Here is a 22967-nt window from a genome sequence, read left to right as displayed (position 1 = left end):
CACGGGCAGCACCCCGGCTCCCTCGCCGGAGCCTTCCGGATATCCGTGGCCGTCAAATCCAGCGACCCGCTCACCCTGTCGGCGCTCCGCTGCTCGGGAGTTCAACCCCACGTCACACATCGGCATTCCAGTCAAATCACACTATGATCAGCCCTCCCGCAAGGACTCGTATGGCGACCGCTCTTCCCTCCACCACGGTCAGTCAGTGGGAGTCCTCGTTGTGTCGGCGCTCCTCCTGTGTGTCCCTGCGGCACTGGGGAGCCCGGGCATGGGCACCGGCGAGATCCCGCGCCCGGCGCAGGCCGCTGAATGCCTGGCGCTGCCGCCGAAAATGGACACACCATTGTCTGCCGGCGACGGCGCGCCCAAGTAGCGGCGGCCGGTCACGCGTCAGTCGGCGGGGCGGCGTTCTGCTGTGTGTCTCCGCGCCACACAACCGGGGAACGACGGCCTCTGCTGCCACGACTGCGGACCCAGCGATCTCTTGCGGATCCGTTCCTCCGCTCACGACCAGACCGACAGCAAGGCCGGACGGCCGTCGCCTCGTATACCAGTCAACCCACTGAAAGGTGAACAAGTGCTTCTCACGGACCTGCTGCCCAAGCCGAAGGGAACCCTTCGGATCTGCACGTACAACCTCCTCAACGGTGGCCTCGACGGGTGGACGGACGGCCTCACCAGCACCCGCGGTCTGTCAACGACGCGATGGAGGGGGCAGATGGAGCTGCTGCGGAAGCTGGACCTGGACGTGCTGGCCGTGCAGGAGGCCAAGCTCTACAACTCGGGCGGCATGGCTGAGGCCACGGGCAAGGCCCTGGAGATGGACTGGGAACTGGCCCCTTCGGGCAGCCACGGTTGCCATTTGGTGACGTTCGTACGGCGCGGCCGGGTGTCGTTCCGCGGATTCGTGCCGGACGCGGCGGAGGGCAAGTTCCACCACACGCTGTCGCGCGCCAGCCTCGTCTCAGAGGAATCCGGATGGCGTTTCGATCTGTTCAACACCCACCTCGCACCGTTCAATCCGGACGACCGGTCCTCCGAAGTGGGCTGGGTCACCGAGTTCGGCACGGCGGACGACGTCATCATTGCCGGTGACCTCAACGGCATGTGGCCGGGCGACGCCGAGCCGGAGAACTGGGACTGGCTCCCGGTGAATCTGCACTCCCGCCACCGCCGTATCAATCCCGATGGCACCTACGGGCCGTCAAATCGGGATGCTCAGGCCAAGCTGCGCCACGCGGGGTTCAGCGACCCGGTGACCAGCCTCGGCTACCCGTGGGGCGCGACGGTCGGGCACTGGTCGGCCAGTGAGAAGTACCCCATGCGCTTCGATCACATCCTGCCCTCGGCCGGCTGCTCCGGCCGGCTGAGGGGCTGGAAGATCATCCGCACCCCGGACGTCTACAGGCTGTCCGATCACCTGCCCGTGGTCGCGGATTTCTCCCTGTCCACCTGAGCACCGGCACAGGGTCGGCAAGCGGGTGCCATGCACGGCGGAGGCTGCGCGTACGGCGGTCCCGGCCCAACCGCAGCCGGTCCACCCCGGCCCCAGCGCCGGATCTTCCCCACCACCGGCAGCCGCCCTGCCTCACCTGTATCCCGCCCTCGCGCCCAGGTCCACGAACAGCCGTCCCGGACCACTCCTGGAGAGACCACCAGTGCCTACCGATTCCAACGTCCCGAGCTTCCCGTCCGCCGAGGCCGGGGCTGTCTCACCGACGTCCTCCCGTGAACAGCTCCAGGACGAAAGGCTGGTCCAGGCACTGAACGGCCTGCGTACCTCCCGCATCCCGCGGCTCGCCGGCTCGCCGGCATCCGTCGCACGTGGGTACGAGACCGTCCAGGACATCGTCGCTGTCCAAGGCCATCCGTGCCGAGCAGGCCGACGAGAGTCACGCCATCGAGTTCACCATGTTGCAGACCGCCGCCCGCGACATCGATCTGCAGGCCGGCGTCGAACTGGTCACCGGGCTGGTGCAGCACGCGGTGCGGACCGCGTTCGCTACCCTGTCCACCCCCCGGAGCCGACTTCACCGCTATCCGGACGCAACCCGTTGACCACGCGATCGCAGAGGCGCTCGGCGTGACGGATGCCCCGACCGGCGCGGACCTGGTCGAGGCGGCCCGTGGCTGGCTCAAGGACCGCGGCCTGGGTGCGGACGGCACCGACTGGGCGGTGATGGAGGACTTCGTCAAGCACGCCGTGGAGAAGCCCGTCACCCAGCCCACCGTGCTGTACGGATTCCCCTGGGAGCTGCGGCACAACTCCCGCATCGACAAGGCGACCGGTCGCGCGGAGCGGTTCTCCCTGATAGCGGCCGGCACCGAGATCTGCGACGGCGGGGTGAAACTGCGCGCCGCTGCGGACTACCGGCCGATGGTCGAGGCGAACATCGCCCTGCGCACGCAGTTGCACGGCATCCCGGCGGACCGCGGGCCGGTCGACTTCTTCACCGACATCGACTGCGATCCCGCCGACGTGTTCACGTTCGGCCTGGGCGTCGAACGGCTGCTGGCGCTGTGTACCGGCCGCACCGTGTTTGAGGCCCTGACCTTCCCCTACCACTGACCGAGAGGATCCGTTCCGCGTGACCAGCATGCGTGCCGTCGTCATCACCTAAAGCCTCACCGGCGGTGACCTCCCCGCCGTCCTTTCCGGGATGGAGGACCGCCGCTACCCGCATCTGCTCGACGAGCGCACCCCCATCGAGATCATCGAGCTGACCATTCCCGTCGACCATGTGCCGGCCGCGGCGCTGGCTCTGTCCGCCGTGCTGAAGCCCCGGCTGTACTACGCGCACCTGATCGACGAGACGCGGATGCTCGTGGCCTTCCCGTACACCGTGGTCGACATCCCCCGCGGCAACGAGGACGCCATCGCCCGCGCCCGGGCCGTCGGCGCGCTGTTCGGCATCCCCGGCGGCCAGATGCGCTTCGCTGAAATGTGGGACACCGACCACCCCGACGCCCCGGCCCAGCCCGAGGTCCGCACGTGACCACTGCCTCGTCCGCCCGTGCTCCGCTGGCCGTCGTGACCGGCGCCAGCGGAGCCCTGGGCACCGCGATCCGCAACCGCCTGGTCAGTGAGGGCTGGCAGGTCGTGGCCACCTACCGCACCCGCCCACCCGCCGCCGGCGACCGCAACGGCGACATCAGCTGGGTGCGCTTCGACGCCGCCGAGGACCGCTCGACCACAGACCTCGGTGCGGCTGTTGACGCCTGCACGGGCCGGCTGCGCGCGGTGTTCGCCTGTATCGGGGCCCCTTCGGCCAAGAAGACCGTCACTGAGACGGGCATCAGCGAGTTCGAGTCGGTTCACCACGCCAACGTTCTCAGTTTCGTCCGCACCTGGCATGCCGTCGTCCAACGGGCCCGGCACGACGGCGCATCCGTCCTGGCGGTCGGCTCCGACGCCGGACTGGCAGCCCGCCCCGGCAATGGCCCTTACACCGCGGCGAAGGCGGCCCTCGCCTCACTCGTCATCACCCTCGCCAAGGAAGAACAACGCCACGGCGTGCGGGTCAACCTCCTAGCGCCGTCGCTCATCGACTCCCCCCTCGCACGGCACGTCATGACCCTCAAAGGTGTCACCGACCCCGACACCCACTACAAACAGCTGCCCTGGGGACGCCCTCTGGCCCTCGACGAAGTCGCCGCCGCCTGCATCGACCTGGCCACCGCCCCCCACTGGTCCTACGTCACCGGCCAGATCTACCCCCTGGGAGCAGCGGTCTGATGGTCGACGCCGTCCGCGCCCGGCAGCTGGGCATCGTGCACCTGCTCCGCAGCCGCACCAACGTGCCCGCCAACGAGCTCGCCAGCCGCTTCGGCGTCACCGAGCGCACCATCTACCGCGACATCGCCGCCCTCATCGCCCACGGCATCCCCATCGAGGCCCAGCCCGGCAAGGTCGGCGGCTACCGCCTCGCGCCCGAGACTGCCCTCGACCCCCTCACCATCGACTCCGACCACGCCCTGCGTCTGTACGTCCTGGGATTCCTCGACCCACCCCGCACGGACACCCCCACCGACGACAGCGCCCGTGCGGCCGGAATCAGCGACACCGTCCAGGAGGTCATCCGCCGCCTCGCCCAGCGCATCCACTTCGACACCGCCGACTGGTACTGGCGCGACGAAGGATCCGGCCACCTGCCTGTCCTGAGAACCGCCATGCTCTCGGCCACAGCCCTCGAAGCCACCTGGCGCACCAAGGCCGGCAGTCAGGAAACCACACTCCTCAAGCCCTACGGCGTGGTGTGGAAGGCCGGTGAGTGGCACATGATCGCGGCCCGGGCCACCGGCAGCCCCTCCCGCTTCCGGCTCAACCTCGTCGACCGGCTCGTGCCCACCGACCTCACCTTCGCCTACCCCGACTCCTTCTCCGTCCGCGACTGGTGGACGCAGACCATGGAGGACTACGGCAAGGGCGAGGTCCGCGTCACACTGAAAGTCACGGCCGAAGCGCGCGACGAGATGCTGCGCCTCAGCCTGAAATCCACCTCCCGGATCCACGAGCACAACGACGGATCCCTGACGATCGTGCTGTTCGTCGACCGCTGGGAGTGGCTGATCCCTCTGGTCGCCAGCTACGGCCCCGACGTCACCGTTGCCGAGCCCGAGGCCCTGCGCACGGCCATAGCAGACCAGCTGCGCCGCACCCTGGCCGTCTACGACACCGCTGTGCCCCCGGGACCGGCGCCGCCGGACAGTCTGCCGGACGACGACTCCCGCCTGAGATCCACCCACGGCCGCCACCCAGGAGCATGAGTGAAACTCGCCCACCTCGACCACGTCGACACCATCGAACTGCCCGTCACCGGGAACGGGCCCTTCGACTTCCTGCACACGGTGTGGAAACCCTCCCACTACGCCACCGGGCTCGAAGCACACACTGCCACCACCAGCTGGCGCACCTTCCGGGTCGGCGAACTCGTCACCGGTGTACGCATGCATGCACAAGGGCGGTTCGTCATCGCCGACATCTACACCGACGGCGACTACAAGCCCGGCCACCGCGCCCACCTGGTGCGCCGGCTGACCACCTCCTACGGCCTGGACGAGGACCTCAGCCAGTTCACCGCTCTGGCCTCAGCGGTTCCGTCCATGCGGGAACCGCTGGAAGTACTGTCCGGCATGCGGCAGAGCTGCCCCGAGGACCACTTCGAGATCGCCGTGGTGGCATTGCTGCTGCAGAACGTCACCATCGCCCGCACCACTCAGATGACGCGCAACCTGCTGTCCCATCACGGCCACCTCGTGCGGTTCGACGACATCACCCTGCGGGCCTGGTTCACTCCCGCCGAGCTCGCACACGTCACTCCCGAGACTCTCAAGGAGCAGGACCGCCTCGGCTATCGCGCCAAGACCCTCCCCCACTTCGCCGCCTTCTTCCGCGACCACACCGCCGAAGACCTCCAGGCCGCGGACGATCTCGTCCTGACCTTCCAGCAGATCCACGGCGTGGGCCCGTACACGGCGGCGATCATGGCCTCTCATGCCTCCCGCGACCCCGCCGTCTTCGGCCTGGACGTATGGAACCGCAAGATCCTCGCCCGCCGGCTCCTCGGCGTCGACGACGCCTCGCCAGACGCCGTCACCCGCCGCTTGAACAAGCTGTTTCCCGGGCACGCGGGCACCGCCGGCCTCTACCTCGTCGAGCACGAATACGCGGCCGCCCCTGTCGCCCCCCTCCTTGCCCCGGACGGCATCAACGCCTGGAACCATTCCCTCGAACTCACCGCCGCATGAGCCAGCAACAAGACCGGGCCACGGCGTCCCCCAGCACACGGTCGATGCGGCCGTGCCCCCGGCCTACAGCAGACCGTTGGCTGCACTTCTGCCCCAGTCAGCCGCCCCTACAACCGCCTGCCCTTCCACACCGGGGACAGACCGATGCCCTGTCCCCGGTGTGGAAGGGCGCTCGTGGGGGCCTTGCAGTGCGGAGGTTCAGGGCGGCGGCTGGGTGGAGGGGATGGGCGGAAGCCACGCGGGGGTGTTGTGGCGGAAGCTGTGACCGACAGGGGTGATCTCGGGGCCGTTGTCCAGGGCCGAGACACAGATTCCGAGGTACTCGTCACCGTCGGCCGCCGCCCCGAGCGGCGTGCTGCACACGGGGCAGGACCAGCGCTCCATCGTGGGCCAGGACCGGTACGAGCGGGGTGTCCCGGGTCCGGTCCAGCTGAAGGCGGTCCGGCGGAATCCGACCCAGGCCATGAGCGGTCCGCCGGACAGGCGGGCGCAGTGGGGACAGGCACACACGTGGGGGTCGTAGGGCTCTCCGGTCGCTTCGAATCGGATGTGTCCGCACAGGCATCCGCCGGTGGACACCTCTTGGGTGGGTGTGTCGTCGTTCGGCATGGGGCTCCTCGGCAGGGTCGTTGCGCGTGTCGGCTCGCCACGGGCGGCAGTGCGGTGGGCGGGGGCCGGGGGCCGGGGCGGGTGGGTGCGCCTCGGGGTCGGCAGCCTGGCACGCCCGTTCCGCGGCCGAGGCGCGACCGCACGGATTCGGGCCATTGCCGCCCCCGTGACGCCGCGTGGCGCCCACTGGATGGCGCAGTCGCTGCACGGGGCGGCAAGGGTTTCAGGTTGGCCGGAAACCCGCGGCGGATACGGCCGAAGGGGGGACCATCCATCGAACGGAGACGTTTCAGATGCCCCGCCCCCACGTGCCAGGCATGAACGGCTGAATTCGCACAGATATCCAGAATCCCCCTCGCCATCACCCGTTACGGCGAGCCGCGGGGCCCGTTCTTAGAGCACCCGTGCCATTCGATGACCTGATGGAGGACACGATGACTTCTCTTCCCGCCTCCGTGCACAAGCCCCTCGGGTTCGAACGATTGCGGCCCTCCCCTGCCCATCCCGGCACCGGTGTGCAGCGAGTCGGGGGCTTAGCCCGCTGCTCGGCGCAGCCGGATACGGGGTGGGCAGCCGACCTGTTCCAGACCCGCCCGGCACCGTGCACGTGTGTGCCAGGCCGCCAGCTGGGCGCGCGGTGGTGGCGACGGTGAAAGCGCGCAGGAAGCACGATCAGGGCGGTATCTCACAGGCCGAGCACGAGCTCTACGGAGGCCGGCTCCGGTGGGACCAGAGTTTCGTGCGATACGAAGGGGCGCTGACCCGGCTGGGGTTCGGTCAGATGGCGGCGGCCTTGCCCCGGATGGCCGGGATGGTGCTGCGTACCGGGTGGGAGGTCGACCGGCGGGCGCTGGCCGGGGTTGTGGCAGCGCAGGCCGGGCAGGGGGTGACCGCCGCGTGGGGGCTGGTGGCGGTCAACAGTGTCCTGACGCAGTTGTTCGCCGACGGGCCGACCGCGGACAAGCTTCGCGAGTCCCTGCCGTCCCTGGCGGTACTGGCAGTGGTGTCCGTGGCCGCGGCGTTGCTGGCGGCGTGGTCGACGGCGATGTCCGGGCGGCTGGAGCCTCAGGTGGAACGGGCGGTGTCGGCCCGCTACTACGAGGCCGTGACCCGGGTCGAGGTGGAGGCGACCGAGCGGCCCGAGGTCCAGCGTGTGCTGGAGGCAGGCAAGTTCGGTACGGACTCGGCCCGCTCGATGCTGCGGCTGACCGTGGGTGTGAGCAATGTCCTGGTCGGCATGATGGCGGCCGCCGCCGTGCTGGTGGCGCTGCACTGGGCCTTGCTGCCGATGCTGCTGGCCATCGCCCTGCCCAAGGGGTGGGGTGCGGTGCGCTCGGCACGCCGCGACTACACCTCGCGCCTGAACTGGGTCGATCACCGGCGGGCGATCGCCTCGCTGCTGGCCTACCTGACCCGGCCCCATGCCGCGGGCGAGATCCGCGTGCACGCGGCGGGCAAGAAACTGCTGGCCGGATACGAGGAGATGTCGCAGCAGACGGAGACGGAACAACGGCGTCTGGCGCGGGCGCAGGCGCAGACCGACCTGGTCGCCGGAGGTTTCTCCGGCCTGGCCTCCCTGGCCGGCTATGGGCTGCTGTGGTGGCTGTTGAGCAGTGGAGGTCTGCCTCTGGCCGTCGGCGGAACCGCGGTCATCGCGATCCGTACGTGCACCGCACGGCTGACGTCGCTGGTGCAGCAGGTCAACAGGCTGTACGAGGAAATGCTGTTCCTCTCCGACACCAGGAACGCCACCGAGGTGGCGGGCAAGCACGCCATTCCGTCCACCGGCACGCCGTTGCCGCCCGACGTGTCCGCCGTGCATGTGAAGAACGTGTCGTTCGCCTACCCCGGTGCGGTGTCCCCCTCCCTGAAGGGTGTGAACATGTCGGTCCGCCGAGGAAAGGTGACGGCCCTGGTCGGAGCGAACGGCTCGGGCAAGACCACGCTGACCCGTATCCTCGCCGGACTTGTGCTGCCTTCCGAAGGCCATGTGTGGTGGGCAGGCGAATCCGGAGAGCAGGTCGAACTCCGCGAGGCGGACCGGGGACAGGTCTTCGCCCAAGTGGCCATGCTTGCCCAGGACTTCCCTCACTGGGAGATGACCGCAGCGACGAACGTTGCTATTGGCATCGGCGACCAGCCCCGCGACATGGACCGGGTCGAGGAAGCCGCACGGGCCGCAGACGTTCAGGACCTCGTCGTGGAACTTCCTCACGGCTGGGACTCGATCGTCTTCAAGGGGTACGAGCGAGGAGTTCAGCTCTCCGGCGGACAGTGGCAGAAGCTCGGAACCGCTCGCGCCTTGTACAGGAGCGCGCCGTTCCTCCTCGTCGACGAGCCCACCTCGGCCCTCGATCCCCATGCGGAGATCGCTGCGTTTCAGCGCTTGTGGTCACTGGCCGAGCACGGTCACGCCGTTGTACTGGTCACGCACCGGCTGGCCGCGACAGCGAAGGCCGACCACATCTACGTCCTCGACCACGGCGTCGTCGCCGAACAAGGCACGCACGGCGAACTCATGAATATCAGCGGGGGTCTCTACCGGCAGATGTACGAGGCCCAGGCCGCTCAGTACGAGATCGACCAGACGGCAGCAGGCAGGATTCCCGCTCCGCGGAGCGGGACGGACCGGCACCAGGGAACCCAATGACCCTTCGGGAGCCCTGGCTTGCTCGCGCACGGAAGGAAGAGTTCATGCTTGATCCCCAGTTGCCCGAAGCCCTATCGGACGCGCTCGGCGGCACCGACCACCCCGCGCCACTGCTGCCCGGGCCACGGGAGGACGCCTGTCAGGGCGGGGCCGGAGCGGTGAAGAACGTGATCGGCGCGCACCTGTTCCTGGAGCGCGACGGCCGTACTCTGCTTGGTCGGCGCCATCCCGATGTGGAGTTCGCGGGTGGCGTGTGGCATGCCCTGGCCGTTCATTAGGCAAGTTGCTTGTCGGGACCGAGGCTGTCGGTTTTCACACGGAACGGAGCAGCAACAGCGGTGGTGCAACCGGCCAACCGGCCATCCATTGCAGGTGCGGCGACGCCCATCGGCTGCCTGCACCACCGCGCAGGGATCCGCAGTGTCTCCAGCCCTGTCACAACCACCAGGCCGACTCTGGTCGAAGGCGCGGCTTCTGCGGCCCTGTTCATGCCCTTGGCGAGATCAGCGACTGGCTGCGGCGCTGGCGCAAGACGTACGACGCCACCTTTTCCCACGCAACAGCCTGGGGGGGAAGAGGGGCGTCGTTAACTGACCGTGCCGCCGCCGGTCAGGCCGCGGCGGACTGCAGAATGGCGTGCGGGGAAGGTCGCCCCCTTCTCGACCACGCGAAACGGCTCGCAGTCACGATACGGACGTCAGCTACTCTGCGATGCGCTCCGGCATCCGGAGCGGAGGTACCGCGCCACAGCGCAGACGCTGCACCCGTACTGCGGTCGTGTTGTGGCGTAGCGCAGGCTGTCCTTTGCAGGCGTGTCAGATTCATGCGGCCGTAGGCCGCCTTATGTATGGGGTGGGGATTGTCCAGTCATCGACTGTCCAAAAAGGGCCGTTACATCGCCTGGGCGACGACGGGTGTCGTTGTCGCTGCGGGTGCTGGAATCGCAGCACAGACGTCCATGGCGGCCACCGTTTGGCCCGCACAGAAGACGTACACCGGTCGAGCGTTCGATACGTGCACGGCGCCGTCACTTGCTGCAATGAAAGCGTGGAACACGAAGTTTTACGGCGCCGCCGCTGTCTACATCGGCGGCAAGAACCGTGGCTGCGCCCAGCCCAACCTAACCAAGTCCTGGGTGAAGTCGGTCAACTCCACCGGCTGGAAGCTCATACCGCTCTACGTCGGCGCGCAGCCGCCCTGCCAGAAGAGTGCGAATCCAGAAAGGTTCACCGCTTCCACGGCAGCCTCCCTCGGCGCAAGCAACGCGAAGGACGCGGTGGCCAAGGCATCAGCCCTCGGGATGAAAGCCGGGAGTCCGATCTACCTGAACATGGAGTCGTACGACATCACCGACAAGGCGTGCAACGACGCCACCCTCACCTACGTGCGCTCCTTCACCAAAACGCTGCGCAACGCAACCTACCGTGGCGGCTTCTACGGCTTCAGCAGCTCCAGTGCCAAGGCCATCGCCACCGCCACGAACAAGACGGACCTGCCAGGCAACCTCTGGTACGCGCTGTGGGACAAAAAGAACACGACCACCACCGACTGGCCGTGGAACCCCGCTCAGTACACCAACCACAGCCGCGGCCACCAGTACATGGTCAACAGCAGGGAATCGCGGGGCGGTTACACCATCACAGTCGACCGCAACGCCTGGGACGCTCCTGTCGCCATCATCGGCTGAGAAGCTCTAACCAAGCGAGACCCCGGCTGGTTGGGGGAGGCCAGCCGGGGCAGCACAGGTACCCGAAGGTAGTCGTCTCTCGAGGACAGGCGCCCAGCACCTCAAAGACGGTCCTCCCCGGATCGGCAGCCCCTGGTTCGGACTCTCGGCTACCTCACCCCGGCCGAGATCAGGCAGCGGCATCAGCACACCCTCGCGGCATAACGATCACGTGTCCGAGATCACGGGAAAACTGCATTGTCTGAGGTACACCGCACGAACAGAGCGGCCCACCAGGAAGCCCTGGTGGGCCGCTACTGAGTGAGTGGATCAGTCTGTTACGTACCCCTCAGTCCACTCGTCCTTGTTCATGGCGAACTCCTCCACGTAGAAGCAGTCCGGTTCGTCGCTGAAGCCTGGGAGTTTGCGGGCTCGTTCGATCCGGGCCCGCGCGGCGTCCCGGCTCGAGTAGGTGCCGAGCAGTTTCACGTCGTCCCCTGCCTCTTCATCGGCCCAGAAGTCGTCGGGAGCCTTGAAATGCTCGGCTTCCGTTCCTTCCGGCGTGTGGTGGTGTACGTGCCAGAGCAGGTAGACCATCTGCGGATCGGCCATGGTGATCTTCCGACCTTCCTTGCTGGGCTCAGTTGCGCGACAAGTACTTGCGCACCTTGTTGTAGATGGAGCCGGGCCCCTTCTTGTAAGGCGGTCGGTAGCCGCCGCCCTTCATGACCCGGTCCGTCGCCCGGTCGAGGGATTCGCCAGCCTTTTTACGATGCCCCTTCGCGAAGCTGGGAACGTCGTTGCCCTTTTCCTTGCCGGACTTCCTTGCTTCCCTCCACAGGGTCTTGACCTTGCTGATCGCCCAGCTCTTCCCCTTCCACCAGATGAGGGCGATGATGGCCACGATGGCAGCCGCGCCGATGACGGTTAGCACGGTGCCCAGGCTGACTCCGAGACCTGCGGCACCGACGAGCGCCGCGACGGTTATGCGTCCGTCGAGGTCAAGCATGTTGACGGGATCGGCGCACACATAGTCGTAGCGGTTGCAGCTCCCGCCGTTGACGGGGTCGATCGACAGGAAGCGTCCCGTGGCCGAGTCGTACAGCCGGACGCCCATGAGGGTGAGCCCCGTGACGGTTTCACCGGACCGCTGGTGGCCGCCGAGCCAGTCGTAGCGGGCCTCCGCCTGACCCGCCCGGGCGTTGCCGTACTCGTCGGCGTCGAGCACCGTGGGTGCGACGCCGGCGTCAAGCGGGAGGAGCAGGCTGACGTCACCGCGGATGTTGGTGAGCTGGAGGACCGTGCCGCCGGTCTTGGCCGTCGTGGCGGCCAGTCGGCCGTCGGCGCCGGTGACCATGCGCGTCAGCGCACCGGTGGCGGTGTCCTCGGTGATCCAGCGAGGGCTGTCGTCATCGCTGTCGTAGTGGTTGACCTTGGAACCGGCCTGGGCCCAGGTGGTGCCGCTGCCGGTCTCGGTCTTCCAGGACCGGAAGCGCAGGCTGGCGTCGAGCTGCCAGGTCTGACGCTTGCCGTTGGCGGTCTGCTGGTAGGCAAGATCGTTGGCGTAGTAGCCGATCGTGCCGTCGCCGGGGGTGGCGGTGGTGCGACCGAACGCGTCGTAGGCGTAGCCGGCGTCGACGATGCGGTCGGCGCTGTCGTAGGTGTGGCTGGTGGTGGTGCCTCCCGTGGTGGGGCAGTCCAGACCGGGGGTGCCCGGCGCGGAGGTCAGGCTCTTGCGGTTGCTGCGCGCGTCGAACGTGTACGTCCGCTTGGTGCAGACCGTGTCGGCGGTGTCCTCGGTCGCGGCGAGGCGGCCGACCTTGTCGTACGTGTAGGTCTGGTCGGACCAGCCCGCATGGGCCGTGACCTGGCCGAAAACGGATCGGGCGGTCATGTCGGTCAGGACGCTGAGGCCGTCACTGTCACGGGTGTACGTCCGCTCGACGGGCGCGCCGGTGGTGTCCTCCGTCTGCCGGAGGGTATAGCCGCCGGGCAGCTTCTCCGAGCTGACGGACCCGTCCGCGCCGTAGGTGGTCTGGAAGACACCGGCGACGGAGTCCGTGGCCTTCGTCGCCATGCCGCGCGGCTCTGCCGTGTGGTCGTAGGTGTAGGTGACGGTCGACGGCACGTTGTCCGTGGCCTTGACCGGGCGGTCGAGCAGGTCGTACTCGGTCGTGGTGACGCCGCCGTCGGCGTCCGTGTACGAGATCAGGCGGCCGAGCTTGTCGTACTCCTTGGTGATGGTGCCGCCTGTGGGCGACGTCGTCTTGACCGCCTGACCGGTGGCCGGGGCGTACTCGGTGGTGGCTTCCGGTACCGCCTGGCCGACGCCGCCGGTGATGGCGACCTTGGTCGGACGGCCAGCGTTGTCGTGCGTCGTCGTGGTGGTGCGGGTGATGCCGTTGGCGGTCTCTGCCACCTTGGACGGGTTGCCCCACCAGTCGTACTCGGTGGTGGTGGTCGGCAGCTGGGCCGGGTTGGTGCCGCCGCCGGTGATCGCTCCGGCCGGGCCTGTGGAGCAGACCAGGTCGGCCCACTCCGGTCGGCCCTGGCAGGTTCCGGTGCCGGTGGCGGACCAGTAGGTGGTCACCCGGGACGCGGCGTCCGTACCCGTGGTACCGGGCTGGAGCTGCTTGGTGATGCGCCCCTGGGCGTCGTATTCGGTCGTGGTAGTGATGGCCAGACCACTCGGGTCGTGGACAGTCTTGGTGGGCAGGCCCTTGGCCCAGTCGAAGGAGATCTGGGACGTGCGCGTCTCGGCCTGAATGCCGGGGTGCTCGCGGACCTGGGCTCCGGCGGTGCTCTTGGTGAGCTGGTCCTTGACGTTGGCCGTGCCGTCCGTGGGTCGGCCCGCGTCGTACTCGTTGAAGACCCAGCTGCGTGCGGTCACCGAGGTACCAGCCGTGACGAGGGTGGTCGTACCCGTCTTCAGGTCAGCGGTCAGGTCGATCCGGCGCAGCGGCCCGAGCTTCTCCAGCTCACGTGTACCGCTCTCGCTGTACATCGAGGTGATGGCCAGGAGGTTCGCCCGCTCGGCCGACGCCAGCTGGGCGATGCCCAGGTCGTCCTGCATGGCCCGGTCTGCGGCGCTGGCGCCGAGGGCGACGGCGCGGTTGCTTGCCGAGAGGTCACGGACGGTGTTGCCGAAGCGGTCGAACTCCGTGGTGGAGATGTGCCCACCGGGAGCAGCCGAGTTGACCTGGCGGCCGGACGCACCGAGGTAGTGCACGTCGGCCCGCTTGTAGTCGGCCGCGGTCAGCGTGTTGCCGGAAGGCGATGCTGGGATCGCGTCGGCGGGGAAGACAGCGGTCGCGTCCGTCGGCGCGTCCAGCTGGCCCCATGCCTTCACATCGGCTGCGCCCATCTTGTACGGAGCGGTAGTACCAGTCAGCGGTACGTCGTAGACGACGCTGGTGGTGGCCGTGCCGGATTCCGTGCCCGCCGTGCCCTGCTGCAGACCGGGCCGGGACGCCTTGAGGAGCATGCCGTCACCGGCGGTGGCGGCGTTTCCGGCCTTGCCGTAGGTGAACGTCCAGGGCAGTTCGCCGGGTGGCGTGAGCGAGGTGACGCGGCCCACGCTGTCGTAGCCGTACTCGGTCTTCAGCGAAGGGCTGATCTGCGGGTTCCATGCCTGGCGCAGACGGCCGGAGCCGTCGTACAAGTATATCTGCACAGATTTCGAAGTCGCCGCAGCGGCGCCGGGGACGGTGGACCAGAGACGGACCTCCTTCACCTGGCCGACCACGTCACCGAACGTGTCAGCGGTCGCTGTGGAGGACGTCGCGTAGACGAACTCCATGACACGGCAGCCCTTGGTGGCCGGGTCGGCCGTGCAGGCGGCCGCGGTCGCGGCGGAGGTCGGGGCGATGACCCGCTTGGGGCGGGCCAGCTTCTTGCCGTCCACGGTCACCGTCTCGGACACGACGGTGGTGATGGAGTTGGACAGCCCCTCCACCAGGGTGCTGGAGACCTGCCAGGTGGTGGCAGCCGCGTCGGGCTTGGTGAACACGGTCACCGTGCCCTCGGTGTCGGATAGCGTGAACGTTCCTGTCACGCTGCCCTGAAGGGTCAGGTCCTCGGAGCCGGTTTCGGCGATCCAGGACGTCTTCGCCGCGTTTGCGGTGAAATGGGTTTCGTCGCCCTCGGAGCCGAGGACGGCGACCGCGGTGTTGGAGATCTTGCGGATGTGGGAGTAGTCGGACTCTGTCATCTCGGCGGCGGTGCCGGCCAGCCACTCCTTACCGAAGATCGCAGCCTGGCCCTCCTGCCCCGCTCCCTTGTCCGGCGTACGCGAGGAAGCGGTACGCGACAACGACGGACCGAACGCGGAGGTGTCCGTGGCCGACAGCGTGTAGTCACCGGTGAGCAGATTCACCGAACCGGGACCCACCTCGCTGGTGGCGGCGCCGGAGGCGTTGCGGTCCACGATCACCGTCAGCGGCGTGGAACTTCCCGCTGCGGAGTTGGGTCCAGTGAAGTCGGCCCTGATCTGCACACTGCCGTCGGGGTCGACCGTGTCGGTGGCGTTCCAGACCAGCGGGGCGTTCTTGCCGCCGGTCATCGCCACAGGCCAAGCGGTGAGAGCGGTGCCGCCAGAGGTGACCTGACCGGCGGGGATCTGAACCCAGGCATCGGCCTCGGAACGGCGCCAGGAGATGGAGACCTTGTCGTACTTGGAGCCGTCGGCCTCGGCGACCAGCGCCAGGCGGCGTGCGGTGCGTTCACCGTCGGCCGGCTGGACGAAGCCACCCGGGCCGACGCGGAAGGTGTACTCGATGGCCTCGGACTTGTTGTCCGCCTTGTCCACCGCGCGTACCAGGAGGGTGTGGGTGCCGTCCTTCGCCGGGGTGACCGAGATGGCCTTCGCTCCCGAGGTACCGCCGGTGGCGACCTTGGTCCAGTTCACGCCGTCCAGCGACCACTCAAGCCAGTTGTGGTCAGCTGCGGGCGGCGTGGCATTGAAGATGCCAGCCTGGCCGGCGCCCTTGACCCAGGCGTTCGACGGGTAGTCCGTCGACGTGATGCCGGTGGGGGCGGACGGCGCGGTCGTGTCGACCGTGAAGGTCTTCCACGCCGACCAGCCCAGGTTGTAGTGCGTGCCGTCGTACGGGCTGGTACGGAACTTGTACGTCTTGCCGTTGGCCAGCACACCGGCAGGGACGGTCACGGAGGCGACCTGTCCGGAGTTCGCCCAGGGGGAGACGATGACGTTGCCGACCTGGGTGTTGGTGGCGGATTCGAAGATCTGGAAGGTGCCGTTGACCTTGTCACCGTTGGGGTCGACGAACGTGTCCCGCAGCGTTGGGGTTGTGGTGTTGACCACGTAGGCGCCGCCGTAGGAGAAGTACGGCGGGCCGGCTTCCTGCTTCGTGCCGGTGCGCGGCCGGTAGTTGTAATTGACCACCAGCTTCGGCGGGTTCGAGGCCGCGTTCGCGGAGTTGACCCGCTTCCACTGGGCAATCACGCTTTCGTCAGTGGCTCGCAGCCCCATGTGACCGCGGGTGGCCTTGGCTGACGCCCACTCCTGCACCAGGGTCGTGACGTTGGCGTTGATCCACCCGTCGGGCTGCGTGGTGCACGAGGTGTTGCCGCGCGTCTCGGTGGAGGTGGCTTTCTTGGCCGTCATCGTCGGCCGGTTGGTCCACCGGCTGGACGTGGAGGCCGCGGGCGAGGACCACACCTCCCAGGGATACGCCTTGCAGTCCACGTTGTTGCCCGAGTGGAAGTTCCACAAGGACAGCTTCGCGTCCAGGATCAAGGCGTCCTGGATAGGGGAGGTGTTCCAGGAGATGAAGGACTGCGCTGTGCGCGGCGTGCCGTCGGCGTTCTTCGTTCCCGGATTGCCCAGGTCGAGCTCGACGTCGCTCGACCAGTCGACGGTCTCGCCCTGCTGCACGTAGGTGTCGAAGACGTTGGACAGGGACGAGGTGGAGGGGTCCACCGTCACCGGGTACTTCGTGGCCGGGTCGGCGAGGAACTCCGCATCCGGGGTGATCACCAGGTCGACGCTGGAGCCCTTGGCCACCACCTTCATGGCGACCGGCACCCGGCGGGTGTGCTCACCGGAGCGCTCATCGACGGTGGAGTCCCACATCACCGGCGCAGGCATGAGGGCCTGCTTCTTGTTCTTCTTGTCCGTGAACAGCACGCTGCCGTCTGCCTGCTGCTTGGCCTTCAGGCCCTTGGCCTTGAGCGGCAGGGTGTACGTGTAGCCGTCGGTGGCAGGCTTCTGCTTGATCTCGACGAACTGCTCGAATCCGGTACGGGTCGCCTCGACCACCACGTCCGCGCCGGGCACGGCGTTGACGTATTCAGCCCGTGTGCCGTCCAGCTTCGGCGCGGGCAGGCCGCCCTTCCACTGCAGCGTGATCTGCTGCTCGCCCTCACCGAGCGTCACCAGGTCGGTAGCGGTGGATGCCTGCGCCGCCTTGAGTGACTTTGGCGGAGTGCCGGTCTTGCCCGCGAGCTTCAGTCCGCGGGGGTGGGCAATAGGCTCGACCGAGCCGTCAGAGCCCTGCACGAGTTCGAGATCGACGTCCCGCCACCCGTCAGTGGTTTCGTCTTCGAACCGGATCGGGCCGGCGGCGAGCTCGGTAGTGAGCGAACCGTCCTTGTTGGCCCAGGTCGTGGACGTCTCGGTCCGCTCCGAGAGCGCCTCCACACGCTTACCAGACAGCCGCGCGGCAACCCGCGCAGATGGGATGTCCGCTGCTTGCGTGGCCGCCGACTTCTTCGGCGCCGCAGGTGCCTTGGACGCCGCGGCGTCCGCCGGGCTCGCACCGTCGACCAGCGTGACCGACAGGGCCAGCGTGAGCGTGCCCGCTATGAAACGCAGACTCCTGCTGGACCATGGCCGACCGCGCCCTGATCGCGCGGGTATATGAACCGTCATCATCCCTCGGTCTCTTGCTGTGTGCACATCACTTATGTGATGCATACGTGAAGGTATCGAGAAGGAAAAGACGGGGAAGTGTGACAAGGGGGTTCAAGATCGACAGCGCGACGGAGGGCCGCCATGTGAAATAGGCCACTACCTCGTCCCAAATCTGGTCGGCTACCCAGATTCTGTTGAATGACACCTTCATTTTGCTCCTGATGTACGGACGTTGGCAGTTGACGGTGTACCTTCTGGCGAGCCTGTGCGTCCGGAGAAGCCGGCGTAGGCACTGCTGGCAGGGTGACGGAGCGAGGGGTGGGGCCTCATTGCCTGGAAGCTGACGCTGCAGGATCCGTCATCGACGTGGTGTTGATCGCCGCGGAGCCGGAAGGCGAGTGACGTTTCCTTCATGTTCGAGGCCGTTCTGAGCCTGGTGGAGCTCCAGATCAAGCTCGGCAATGATCCGCCGGAGCGCGGCGCTGGCTTTCTGCTCGCGGACCAGCACCTTGGTGGCGTCGGCCAGCTGGCCCTTCAGCTGGGCGTTCCGTTCTGCGAGTTCTTGCATCGCGGAGGGAGTGCAGTGTTGCGCCTTCACCCGCGCCTGGAACTCCTCGACGAGGTCCTTGTGGTCGCCGTAGGCGACATCTCGCCGGAGACCGGACTCGCGCAGCAGCTCGTGGCAGTGAGTCTCCCGGAGGCTGAGCGCAGGGGCGTGCCGGCCAGGAGGCGATCGGCTGCGGCTCGAAGCGCGGTGCGTTCGGCTTCCAGGTCCCGGGGGCGACGGCTCATACGGTCCGCTCCTCAGCGCCAAGGACACCCTGTACGTGGTGGCGGTCGATGATCCCCGACAGCTGCGCGGCCTGGGCCGCCGCGCGGTCGCGCCGCGGCTTGGGGGCCAGCGGGTCGGTCGCGTCGGCCCGATGCCGCTCGCGGCGTCGCTGTACGTCTTCGATGTCGCGGTCGGTGTAGGCAAGGTTGGCGCACGAGGATCGGCACTCCGACTCGTCCGGTGTGTCGTCGTCCGGCAGCCCGAGTGCGAGTTTGGCCTTACGGCAGGCGGCCGTGGCCGCGCGCCATACGCAGGTCATGCCCTGCCCGTGATAGATCGCGGGATCCGTCTGCTCCAGAAGGCGTTCCGCGCTGCCGGCGCTCGTCACCACCCTGCCCTCGAACGACATGGTGCGCTCCACGCGGACCCGGTATTCGTCGGCAGAAGGACCGCTGACGTGCTCGCCGGCCGCGAGGCGCCCGCTGTCCTGTTCGACCTGGTCGATGATGTGCTCGAGTTTCTCCACGGCGATGTCGTGCAGCCAGGAGGGGTCGGCATACCCGGCGTAGCTCAGAGTCACTTTTGTATGGACATGACCATACTGCAGTGCAGCTGCGATCAGTCCCCGTGGCTTGCGAACTATGAAGCGGGCGAGGGTGCGACGGTAGCGGGTGGCGTTGATGCGGCCGGCAGGATCAGCGGGGATGGGGGCACCACCATCCGTCCTACGGTAGATGGAGTTGATCCAGGAGATCAGATCCTGGATGTCGCCGTTCATTGCGGTGCCCTGGCGGGCATTGACCGTGGCGGGACGCCGATCGTGGGCGTGGATCAGGCTCGCGGGAAAGAGCAACGGCAGTTCGTGCAGCTCTTCCAGAAAGCCGATGGCCGCGTGCACCACGTCCACGACGACCCACGGGCGCAGGGGTTCAGAAGCTTCCGACTGGTCGGGGACGCGGTCGAAGCCCTTGCCGCGGAAGCCGTGCACCAGGAGCTCGCCCGTCTCGTCGTCTGTATCACGGCATCCCCTGCGGAGATTTAGGACCTCACCGGGGCGCATTCCGGAGAGATAGCAGACCGCCGTGAACAGCGCGGCAGACAATAGGCGTACCAGGGTGGGGAGTTCCCCGACGGTGATGGGGTGCTTACGCCAGGGGCGGCCATGGACCTGCCCGGTGATGCGACCGACACCGGTGAAGGGCGCGACTGGCAGGCCGCTGTCGACAAGGAGACCCATCATGGACGCGGACACTCCCTGGCGGTGTGCCTTCGGGATGCCCATGAGTCGTTTGATGTGTCCATGGTTGACTCCTCCGCCTTCATGGCCGGGTAGGGCGATGCCCAGTTGGTGGCAGTGCGAGAGGTACGCGCGAAGCCGTTCCTCCCGCGTCCCGGTGTAACGGGCCTGAGAGTGGTGGTTCCCGGCCTCCAGTTGCTGGTACTCGTGCCAGGCGTCCCTGATGTCGGGGCCGACTTCCTCGATCGTCACCAGGACCCAGGCCAAAAGGGCCTCCATGGTGTCGTCGGCGATGCGGGGGGTCTTGTTCTCCCGCCCCGTCCCTGCCGGTGCCCCGACGACCTCTTTGGCGGTCTGGCCTGCCCAGGGAAAGTCGCAGTCGAGGCGGCACTGGGCGGGCATGTGCTCGCTGAAGATCCACAGCAGACGCACCGCAGTGATCAGGTCCGACTTTCGGCGGCCATTGCGGTCCAGGCCCAGCACGTAGGTGCGGAAGGTCTCCAGATCGGCGTCGCGTACCGCGGAGAGGTCGTGGAACCTTTGTTCGTCCAGCCAGAGCGCCAGGACCCGCATGTCGATGACCCAGTAGGGGAAGCTGCCGACGCTTGCCTGCTCGGCGGGGCGTTGCCGTCCGCCCGGCTCTACCGGGACGGGGTGGTCCAGGGCGGCCAGGAAGAACGTGCGGAAATGCTGACGGAGTGCGGCGGGGAAGCTGGACCAGGAGATGGCCGAAGTCTGAAGGTGCGCGTCAGGGTGGGCCGGCTGGACATGCCATAGCTCGTCGCCGAATCGCGACATGCGCGAGGGCGGAGTGCCGATCCGTACCGGCCGCTTGCGGAGGATGAGGACGTCGTCGGCCGGCCAGAGCGTCTGGTCCAAAAGCCTGCCGTTCCCCGACGCGGGGGTGGCCAAGGGTACCGAGGGGGCGATCATCGAAGATCCAGCCTTCCGCTCAGCAGGTCGTCGATCAGTTCGCTCTGACCGTCCCCCAGCTTGGCGCGGGCTTGCTCGCGCTCGGCAGGGGTGTAGTGACGCAGGATGTCCTCGAGCCGGTCGGTGGCCGCTTGGTATTTCGCGCGCCAGGTCGTGGGATCGGAGTTGGGGCGTGTGGCGAGAAGTCGGTCGCGGACATCGATCTGGACCGGCAACTGGTGTGGGAGAGCGCGGGCGTTCTTGCACCCAAGACACGCAAAGAACGAAGCCGTACACGGTATCCCCGGCGGCGCGTCAGGCCCGGCAAGGTGATCGATGCATCCGGTCAGCACCGTGTCCTGCTCCCCGGCCAACAGACCCTTCAGGACTTCTGAGTCAAGCCCGGCCTCAGCCGCTGCTGCTTCCGGATCCTGAGCCGCGCGGTCGATGAAGTCCGGTGTGAACACCGGGACTTCCATTGCCGTGCGTGCCTTCGCGACCTGTTCGCGCAGTGCCTTGGCGACCACGGAGCGGCTCTGCTCCTGCACGGTGCGGCTGCGCTTCAGGTAGTGGTCCCGCAACGTTTCGCGGCTGTGGGCGACCGGGCGCCGCTTCAGTTCCAGCGCAGTCTGGTCTCATCCGCCTCACCTGTACGGCGGGCAGCCCTCCGGCAACAGCTTTGCGCATGGAGGGGAAGCCCCGTGTCTGGCTCCAGTGCTTCACGTGCACCTCGGTGTTCCACATGTCCCTGTTGAACGCCGGACGGCTCCTGGGGCTGTAGGCGATGAACGCGCGGGTCTCTCCGCTGAGGCGGCGAGCGGTCTGCGTCAGTTCCAGCAGCAGCTGGTACACCCGCAGCGGCGAGTGGAAGAGCCGGGGCTCGGCGTCCTCGGATTCGGCCAGCTCGCGCAGTGAGGCGGGGAGATCCTCGAGTGCGGCGACCATGTGCTCCCGGTCGGGGCCGCGGCGCGGTTTGGTCTCCTCGACCAAGGCCACTGCCTGCGTCGTCACACCGCCGTCGGGCCGGGTGTGCAGAGCTGGCCACGTCTTGACGGTGCCGAAGTTCTCCGCTGTCAGCGCGCTCAGCAGCATCGCGAAGGCCGTCGACTCATCGCGAGTGAGGCTCAGCATGCCACTGATGGCCATGGCGCCGCCGAGCCGTGACACCTCGTCCCGCAGGGCGCCGGATTCGTTCCGGGGCAGATCCCCCGTGGTGGCGAACACGTCCAGCATCCTTCCCAGGGCCTCCTCCCTGCTGCCTGGTATGAGTTCACCGCCCCGGAAACGGGCCAGCAGGCGCACCCCTGCACGGATGCGGTCCCGGCTGACACGGATATCGCGGCGCAGCATGGTCGTGATCTTCTGCCACTCGTGGTCGCTGTACGCCATGACCTGCGTCGCCGTCGTGGCGGCGGGAAGCCGTGTACGCAGGAGATCGTGACGGGCTTCGTCGGTCAGCTCTTCGCGCTTGCGCATGAGCCGCCGCAGTGCTTGCAGATGTGACCGCAAGCTCGTCGGATGGTCCTCGTACCGGTCACGAAATATCTGGAAGTGCTCGGGCGCCAACTCGCCCGGCGTCGCTGGCACACGGTCGGCCTCCGACAGCACCACCGTGAAGCGGTGCAGTATCCAGTGGTATCTCTTCGCCGTCGCCAGGCGCTTGCTGCCGCCGCGCGCACCACACCGGGCCGCCAGCAACGCGGCCATCCACTGCTGCATCACGAGCGGTGCCGGGAAGGGCGAGAAGTCGAGGATGTGGCTCTTGCCGCTCTGTTCCTCGTAGAAGATCACCGTGGTTTGGTCCCCGTCGCTGGGCAGCCGCTCAGGAGGCTGCCAGCCTGGGGATGGCTGGGCTGCTCGTTGACCCCCTCGCCCTCGCCCGCTCACAGGGCACCTCCTGGACCGGCCGCCGCGGCAATGGGCATGATGGTGGAGCCGCCGTGCCGGGCGAAGGTGCGCACCAGCGAGTCGACGCCGGCCTGTTCGTCGTCATCGAGCAGCGACATCAGGTAGGACAATTGCAGCCCCGTGAAGGGCTCCAGGTAGTGCTCCCGGGTGGTGTCCGGGTGTTTATGGCCGAGCAAGATCGCCAACTGTAGCCAGATGTCGCCAAGTTGGTCGCGGAAGTCTTCAATCTCCTCCGCGGTGAATCCCTCCAGCCGTCGCTCTTCCAGCAGGGACAGGATGGAGAACCATTTCAGGGCGAAGGTGTGCCTTGTGTCCGCAGAGGCCGTGTGCGGACGATGTCGTGTTGCCATTGGCCTGCACCGTTGCGGATGTAGCTTTCGCAACGCTGGTGCTCGTGGGTGTTGCATTGCGATGACGTCGCCGTGATGGGGATCACTTCCCTGGTTCTCCTTTCGGAGCGGTGACGCCCACCGTCATGAGTGCCGGAGAGGGGGAAGGGGAGGGAGGGGGAGTAGCGGGAAAGCCTGGTTATCTATGGGGGTTTCCGGTTTTCTCTCCCTGCGCCCTTCCCACCTCCCTACCTGAGTGGAC

General features: G+C 67.6%; 18 protein-coding genes. 10 read left to right on the top strand and 8 right to left on the bottom strand.

All coding sequences use genetic code 11. The features are described 5' to 3' along the window. Positions 1-577: 577 nt before the first annotated feature. From ACFV8T_RS36345 to ACFV8T_RS36315, 7 genes are all read left to right on the top strand, one after another. Positions 578-1456, top strand: coding sequence for an endonuclease/exonuclease/phosphatase family protein (locus ACFV8T_RS36345; RefSeq protein ID WP_385335907.1), 879 nt, complete (start codon positions 578-580; stop codon positions 1454-1456). 368 nt (positions 1457-1824) lie between these two features. Beyond that, positions 1825-2058 (top strand): hypothetical protein, encoded by a 234-nt coding sequence (locus ACFV8T_RS36340; RefSeq protein ID WP_385335905.1) that lies wholly within the window; start codon positions 1825-1827, stop codon positions 2056-2058. A 25-nt stretch (positions 2059-2083) separates the two neighbouring features. Beyond that, entirely contained in the window at positions 2084-2569 is a 486-nt protein-coding gene (locus tag ACFV8T_RS36335; protein ID WP_385335903.1) for a hypothetical protein, read from the top strand. Positions 2570-2660: 91 nt separating this feature from the next. Beyond that, positions 2661-2996, top strand: a complete 336-nt coding sequence (locus tag ACFV8T_RS36330; RefSeq protein WP_385335901.1) for a hypothetical protein — start codon at positions 2661-2663, stop codon at positions 2994-2996. Further along, a complete protein-coding gene (locus tag ACFV8T_RS36325; protein WP_385335899.1) occupies positions 2993-3736 on the top strand; it encodes an SDR family NAD(P)-dependent oxidoreductase in 744 nt (247 codons plus the stop codon). Before ACFV8T_RS36330 ends, ACFV8T_RS36325 begins: the two co-directional genes overlap by 4 nt. Beyond that, positions 3736-4767 carry a helix-turn-helix transcriptional regulator gene (locus ACFV8T_RS36320; protein WP_385335897.1) on the top strand — a complete coding sequence of 344 codons (1032 nt, stop codon included), beginning with the start codon at positions 3736-3738 and terminating at the stop codon, positions 4765-4767. The genes ACFV8T_RS36325 and ACFV8T_RS36320 overlap by 1 nt, the downstream gene beginning before the upstream one ends. Beyond that, positions 4768-5748, top strand: a complete 981-nt coding sequence (locus tag ACFV8T_RS36315) for a DNA-3-methyladenine glycosylase family protein (RefSeq protein ID WP_385335895.1) — start codon at positions 4768-4770, stop codon at positions 5746-5748. A gap of 198 nt (positions 5749-5946) precedes the next feature. On the opposite strand, the gene ACFV8T_RS36310 is transcribed toward ACFV8T_RS36315, so the two are convergent. Continuing rightward, positions 5947-6357, bottom strand: a complete 411-nt coding sequence (locus ACFV8T_RS36310; RefSeq protein ID WP_385335893.1) for a GFA family protein — start codon at positions 6355-6357, stop codon at positions 5947-5949. 649 nt (positions 6358-7006) lie between these two features. Between ACFV8T_RS36310 and ACFV8T_RS36305 the strand changes: the two genes are divergently transcribed. From ACFV8T_RS36305 to ACFV8T_RS36295, 3 genes are all read left to right on the top strand, one after another. Continuing rightward, positions 7007-9007, top strand: a complete 2001-nt coding sequence (locus ACFV8T_RS36305; RefSeq protein ID WP_385335891.1) for an ATP-binding cassette domain-containing protein — start codon at positions 7007-7009, stop codon at positions 9005-9007. A gap of 44 nt (positions 9008-9051) precedes the next feature. Then, positions 9052-9285, top strand: a complete 234-nt coding sequence (locus tag ACFV8T_RS36300; RefSeq protein ID WP_385335890.1) for a hypothetical protein — start codon at positions 9052-9054, stop codon at positions 9283-9285. A 581-nt stretch (positions 9286-9866) separates the two neighbouring features. Beyond that, on the top strand, positions 9867-10694 hold the full coding sequence (locus tag ACFV8T_RS36295; RefSeq protein ID WP_266792861.1) for a glycoside hydrolase domain-containing protein: 828 nt from the start codon (positions 9867-9869) through the stop codon (positions 10692-10694). 309 nt (positions 10695-11003) lie between these two features. On the opposite strand, the gene ACFV8T_RS36290 is transcribed toward ACFV8T_RS36295, so the two are convergent. The 7 genes from ACFV8T_RS36290 to ACFV8T_RS36260 all read right to left on the bottom strand — a co-directional run bounded on the left by ACFV8T_RS36290 (position 11004) and on the right by ACFV8T_RS36260 (position 22726). After that, positions 11004-11285, bottom strand: a complete 282-nt coding sequence (locus tag ACFV8T_RS36290; protein WP_385335888.1) for a hypothetical protein — start codon at positions 11283-11285, stop codon at positions 11004-11006. A 28-nt stretch (positions 11286-11313) separates the two neighbouring features. Next, a complete protein-coding gene (locus ACFV8T_RS36285; RefSeq protein ID WP_385335949.1) occupies positions 11314-17475 on the bottom strand; it encodes a DNRLRE domain-containing protein in 6162 nt (2053 codons plus the stop codon). Positions 17476-17905: 430 nt separating this feature from the next. Further along, the gene (locus ACFV8T_RS36280) at positions 17906-18115 is read right to left on the bottom strand and encodes a hypothetical protein (protein ID WP_385335887.1); all 210 of its coding nucleotides are present in this window, start codon (positions 18113-18115) and stop codon (positions 17906-17908) included. 220 nt (positions 18116-18335) lie between these two features. Next, complete coding sequence (locus ACFV8T_RS36275) at positions 18336-20435, bottom strand: integrase (protein WP_385335885.1); 2100 nt, start codon at positions 20433-20435, stop codon at positions 18336-18338. Between the two features lie 50 nt (positions 20436-20485). After that, positions 20486-20935: a hypothetical protein gene (locus tag ACFV8T_RS36270; protein WP_385335883.1), complete on the bottom strand. Its 450-nt coding sequence runs from the start codon at positions 20933-20935 to the stop codon at positions 20486-20488. Next, positions 20877-22355: a hypothetical protein gene (locus tag ACFV8T_RS36265; protein WP_385335881.1), complete on the bottom strand. Its 1479-nt coding sequence runs from the start codon at positions 22353-22355 to the stop codon at positions 20877-20879. Before ACFV8T_RS36265 ends, ACFV8T_RS36270 begins: the two co-directional genes overlap by 59 nt. Then, on the bottom strand, positions 22352-22726 hold the full coding sequence (locus tag ACFV8T_RS36260; RefSeq protein ID WP_385335880.1) for a hypothetical protein: 375 nt from the start codon (positions 22724-22726) through the stop codon (positions 22352-22354). The genes ACFV8T_RS36265 and ACFV8T_RS36260 overlap by 4 nt, the downstream gene beginning before the upstream one ends. Positions 22727-22967 lie beyond the last annotated feature (241 nt).

The sequence above is a fragment of the Streptomyces sp. NPDC059832 genome (assembly GCF_042731715.1).
Taxonomy (GTDB): domain Bacteria; phylum Actinomycetota; class Actinomycetes; order Streptomycetales; family Streptomycetaceae; genus Streptomyces.
Note: the sequence above shows the minus strand (reverse complement) of the source record. Positions and strands in the feature narration are given on the sequence as shown.

Bases quoted from the DNA above. Each gene is read 5' to 3' on its own strand.
- ACFV8T_RS36330 (WP_385335901.1), top strand. From the start codon at position 2,661: ATGGAGGACCGCCGCTACCCGCATCTGCTCGACGAGCGCACCCCCATC.
- ACFV8T_RS36320 (WP_385335897.1), top strand. From the start codon at position 3,736: ATGGTCGACGCCGTCCGCGCCCGGCAGCTGGGCATCGTGCACCTGCTC.
- ACFV8T_RS36310 (WP_385335893.1), bottom strand. From the start codon at position 6,357: ATGCCGAACGACGACACACCCACCCAAGAGGTGTCCACCGGCGGATGC.
- ACFV8T_RS36300 (WP_385335890.1), top strand. From the start codon at position 9,052: ATGCTTGATCCCCAGTTGCCCGAAGCCCTATCGGACGCGCTCGGCGGC.
- ACFV8T_RS36290 (WP_385335888.1), bottom strand. From the start codon at position 11,285: ATGGCCGATCCGCAGATGGTCTACCTGCTCTGGCACGTACACCACCAC.
- ACFV8T_RS36280 (WP_385335887.1), bottom strand. From the start codon at position 18,115: ATGCAAGAACTCGCAGAACGGAACGCCCAGCTGAAGGGCCAGCTGGCC.
- ACFV8T_RS36260 (WP_385335880.1), bottom strand. From the start codon at position 22,726: ATGGCAACACGACATCGTCCGCACACGGCCTCTGCGGACACAAGGCAC.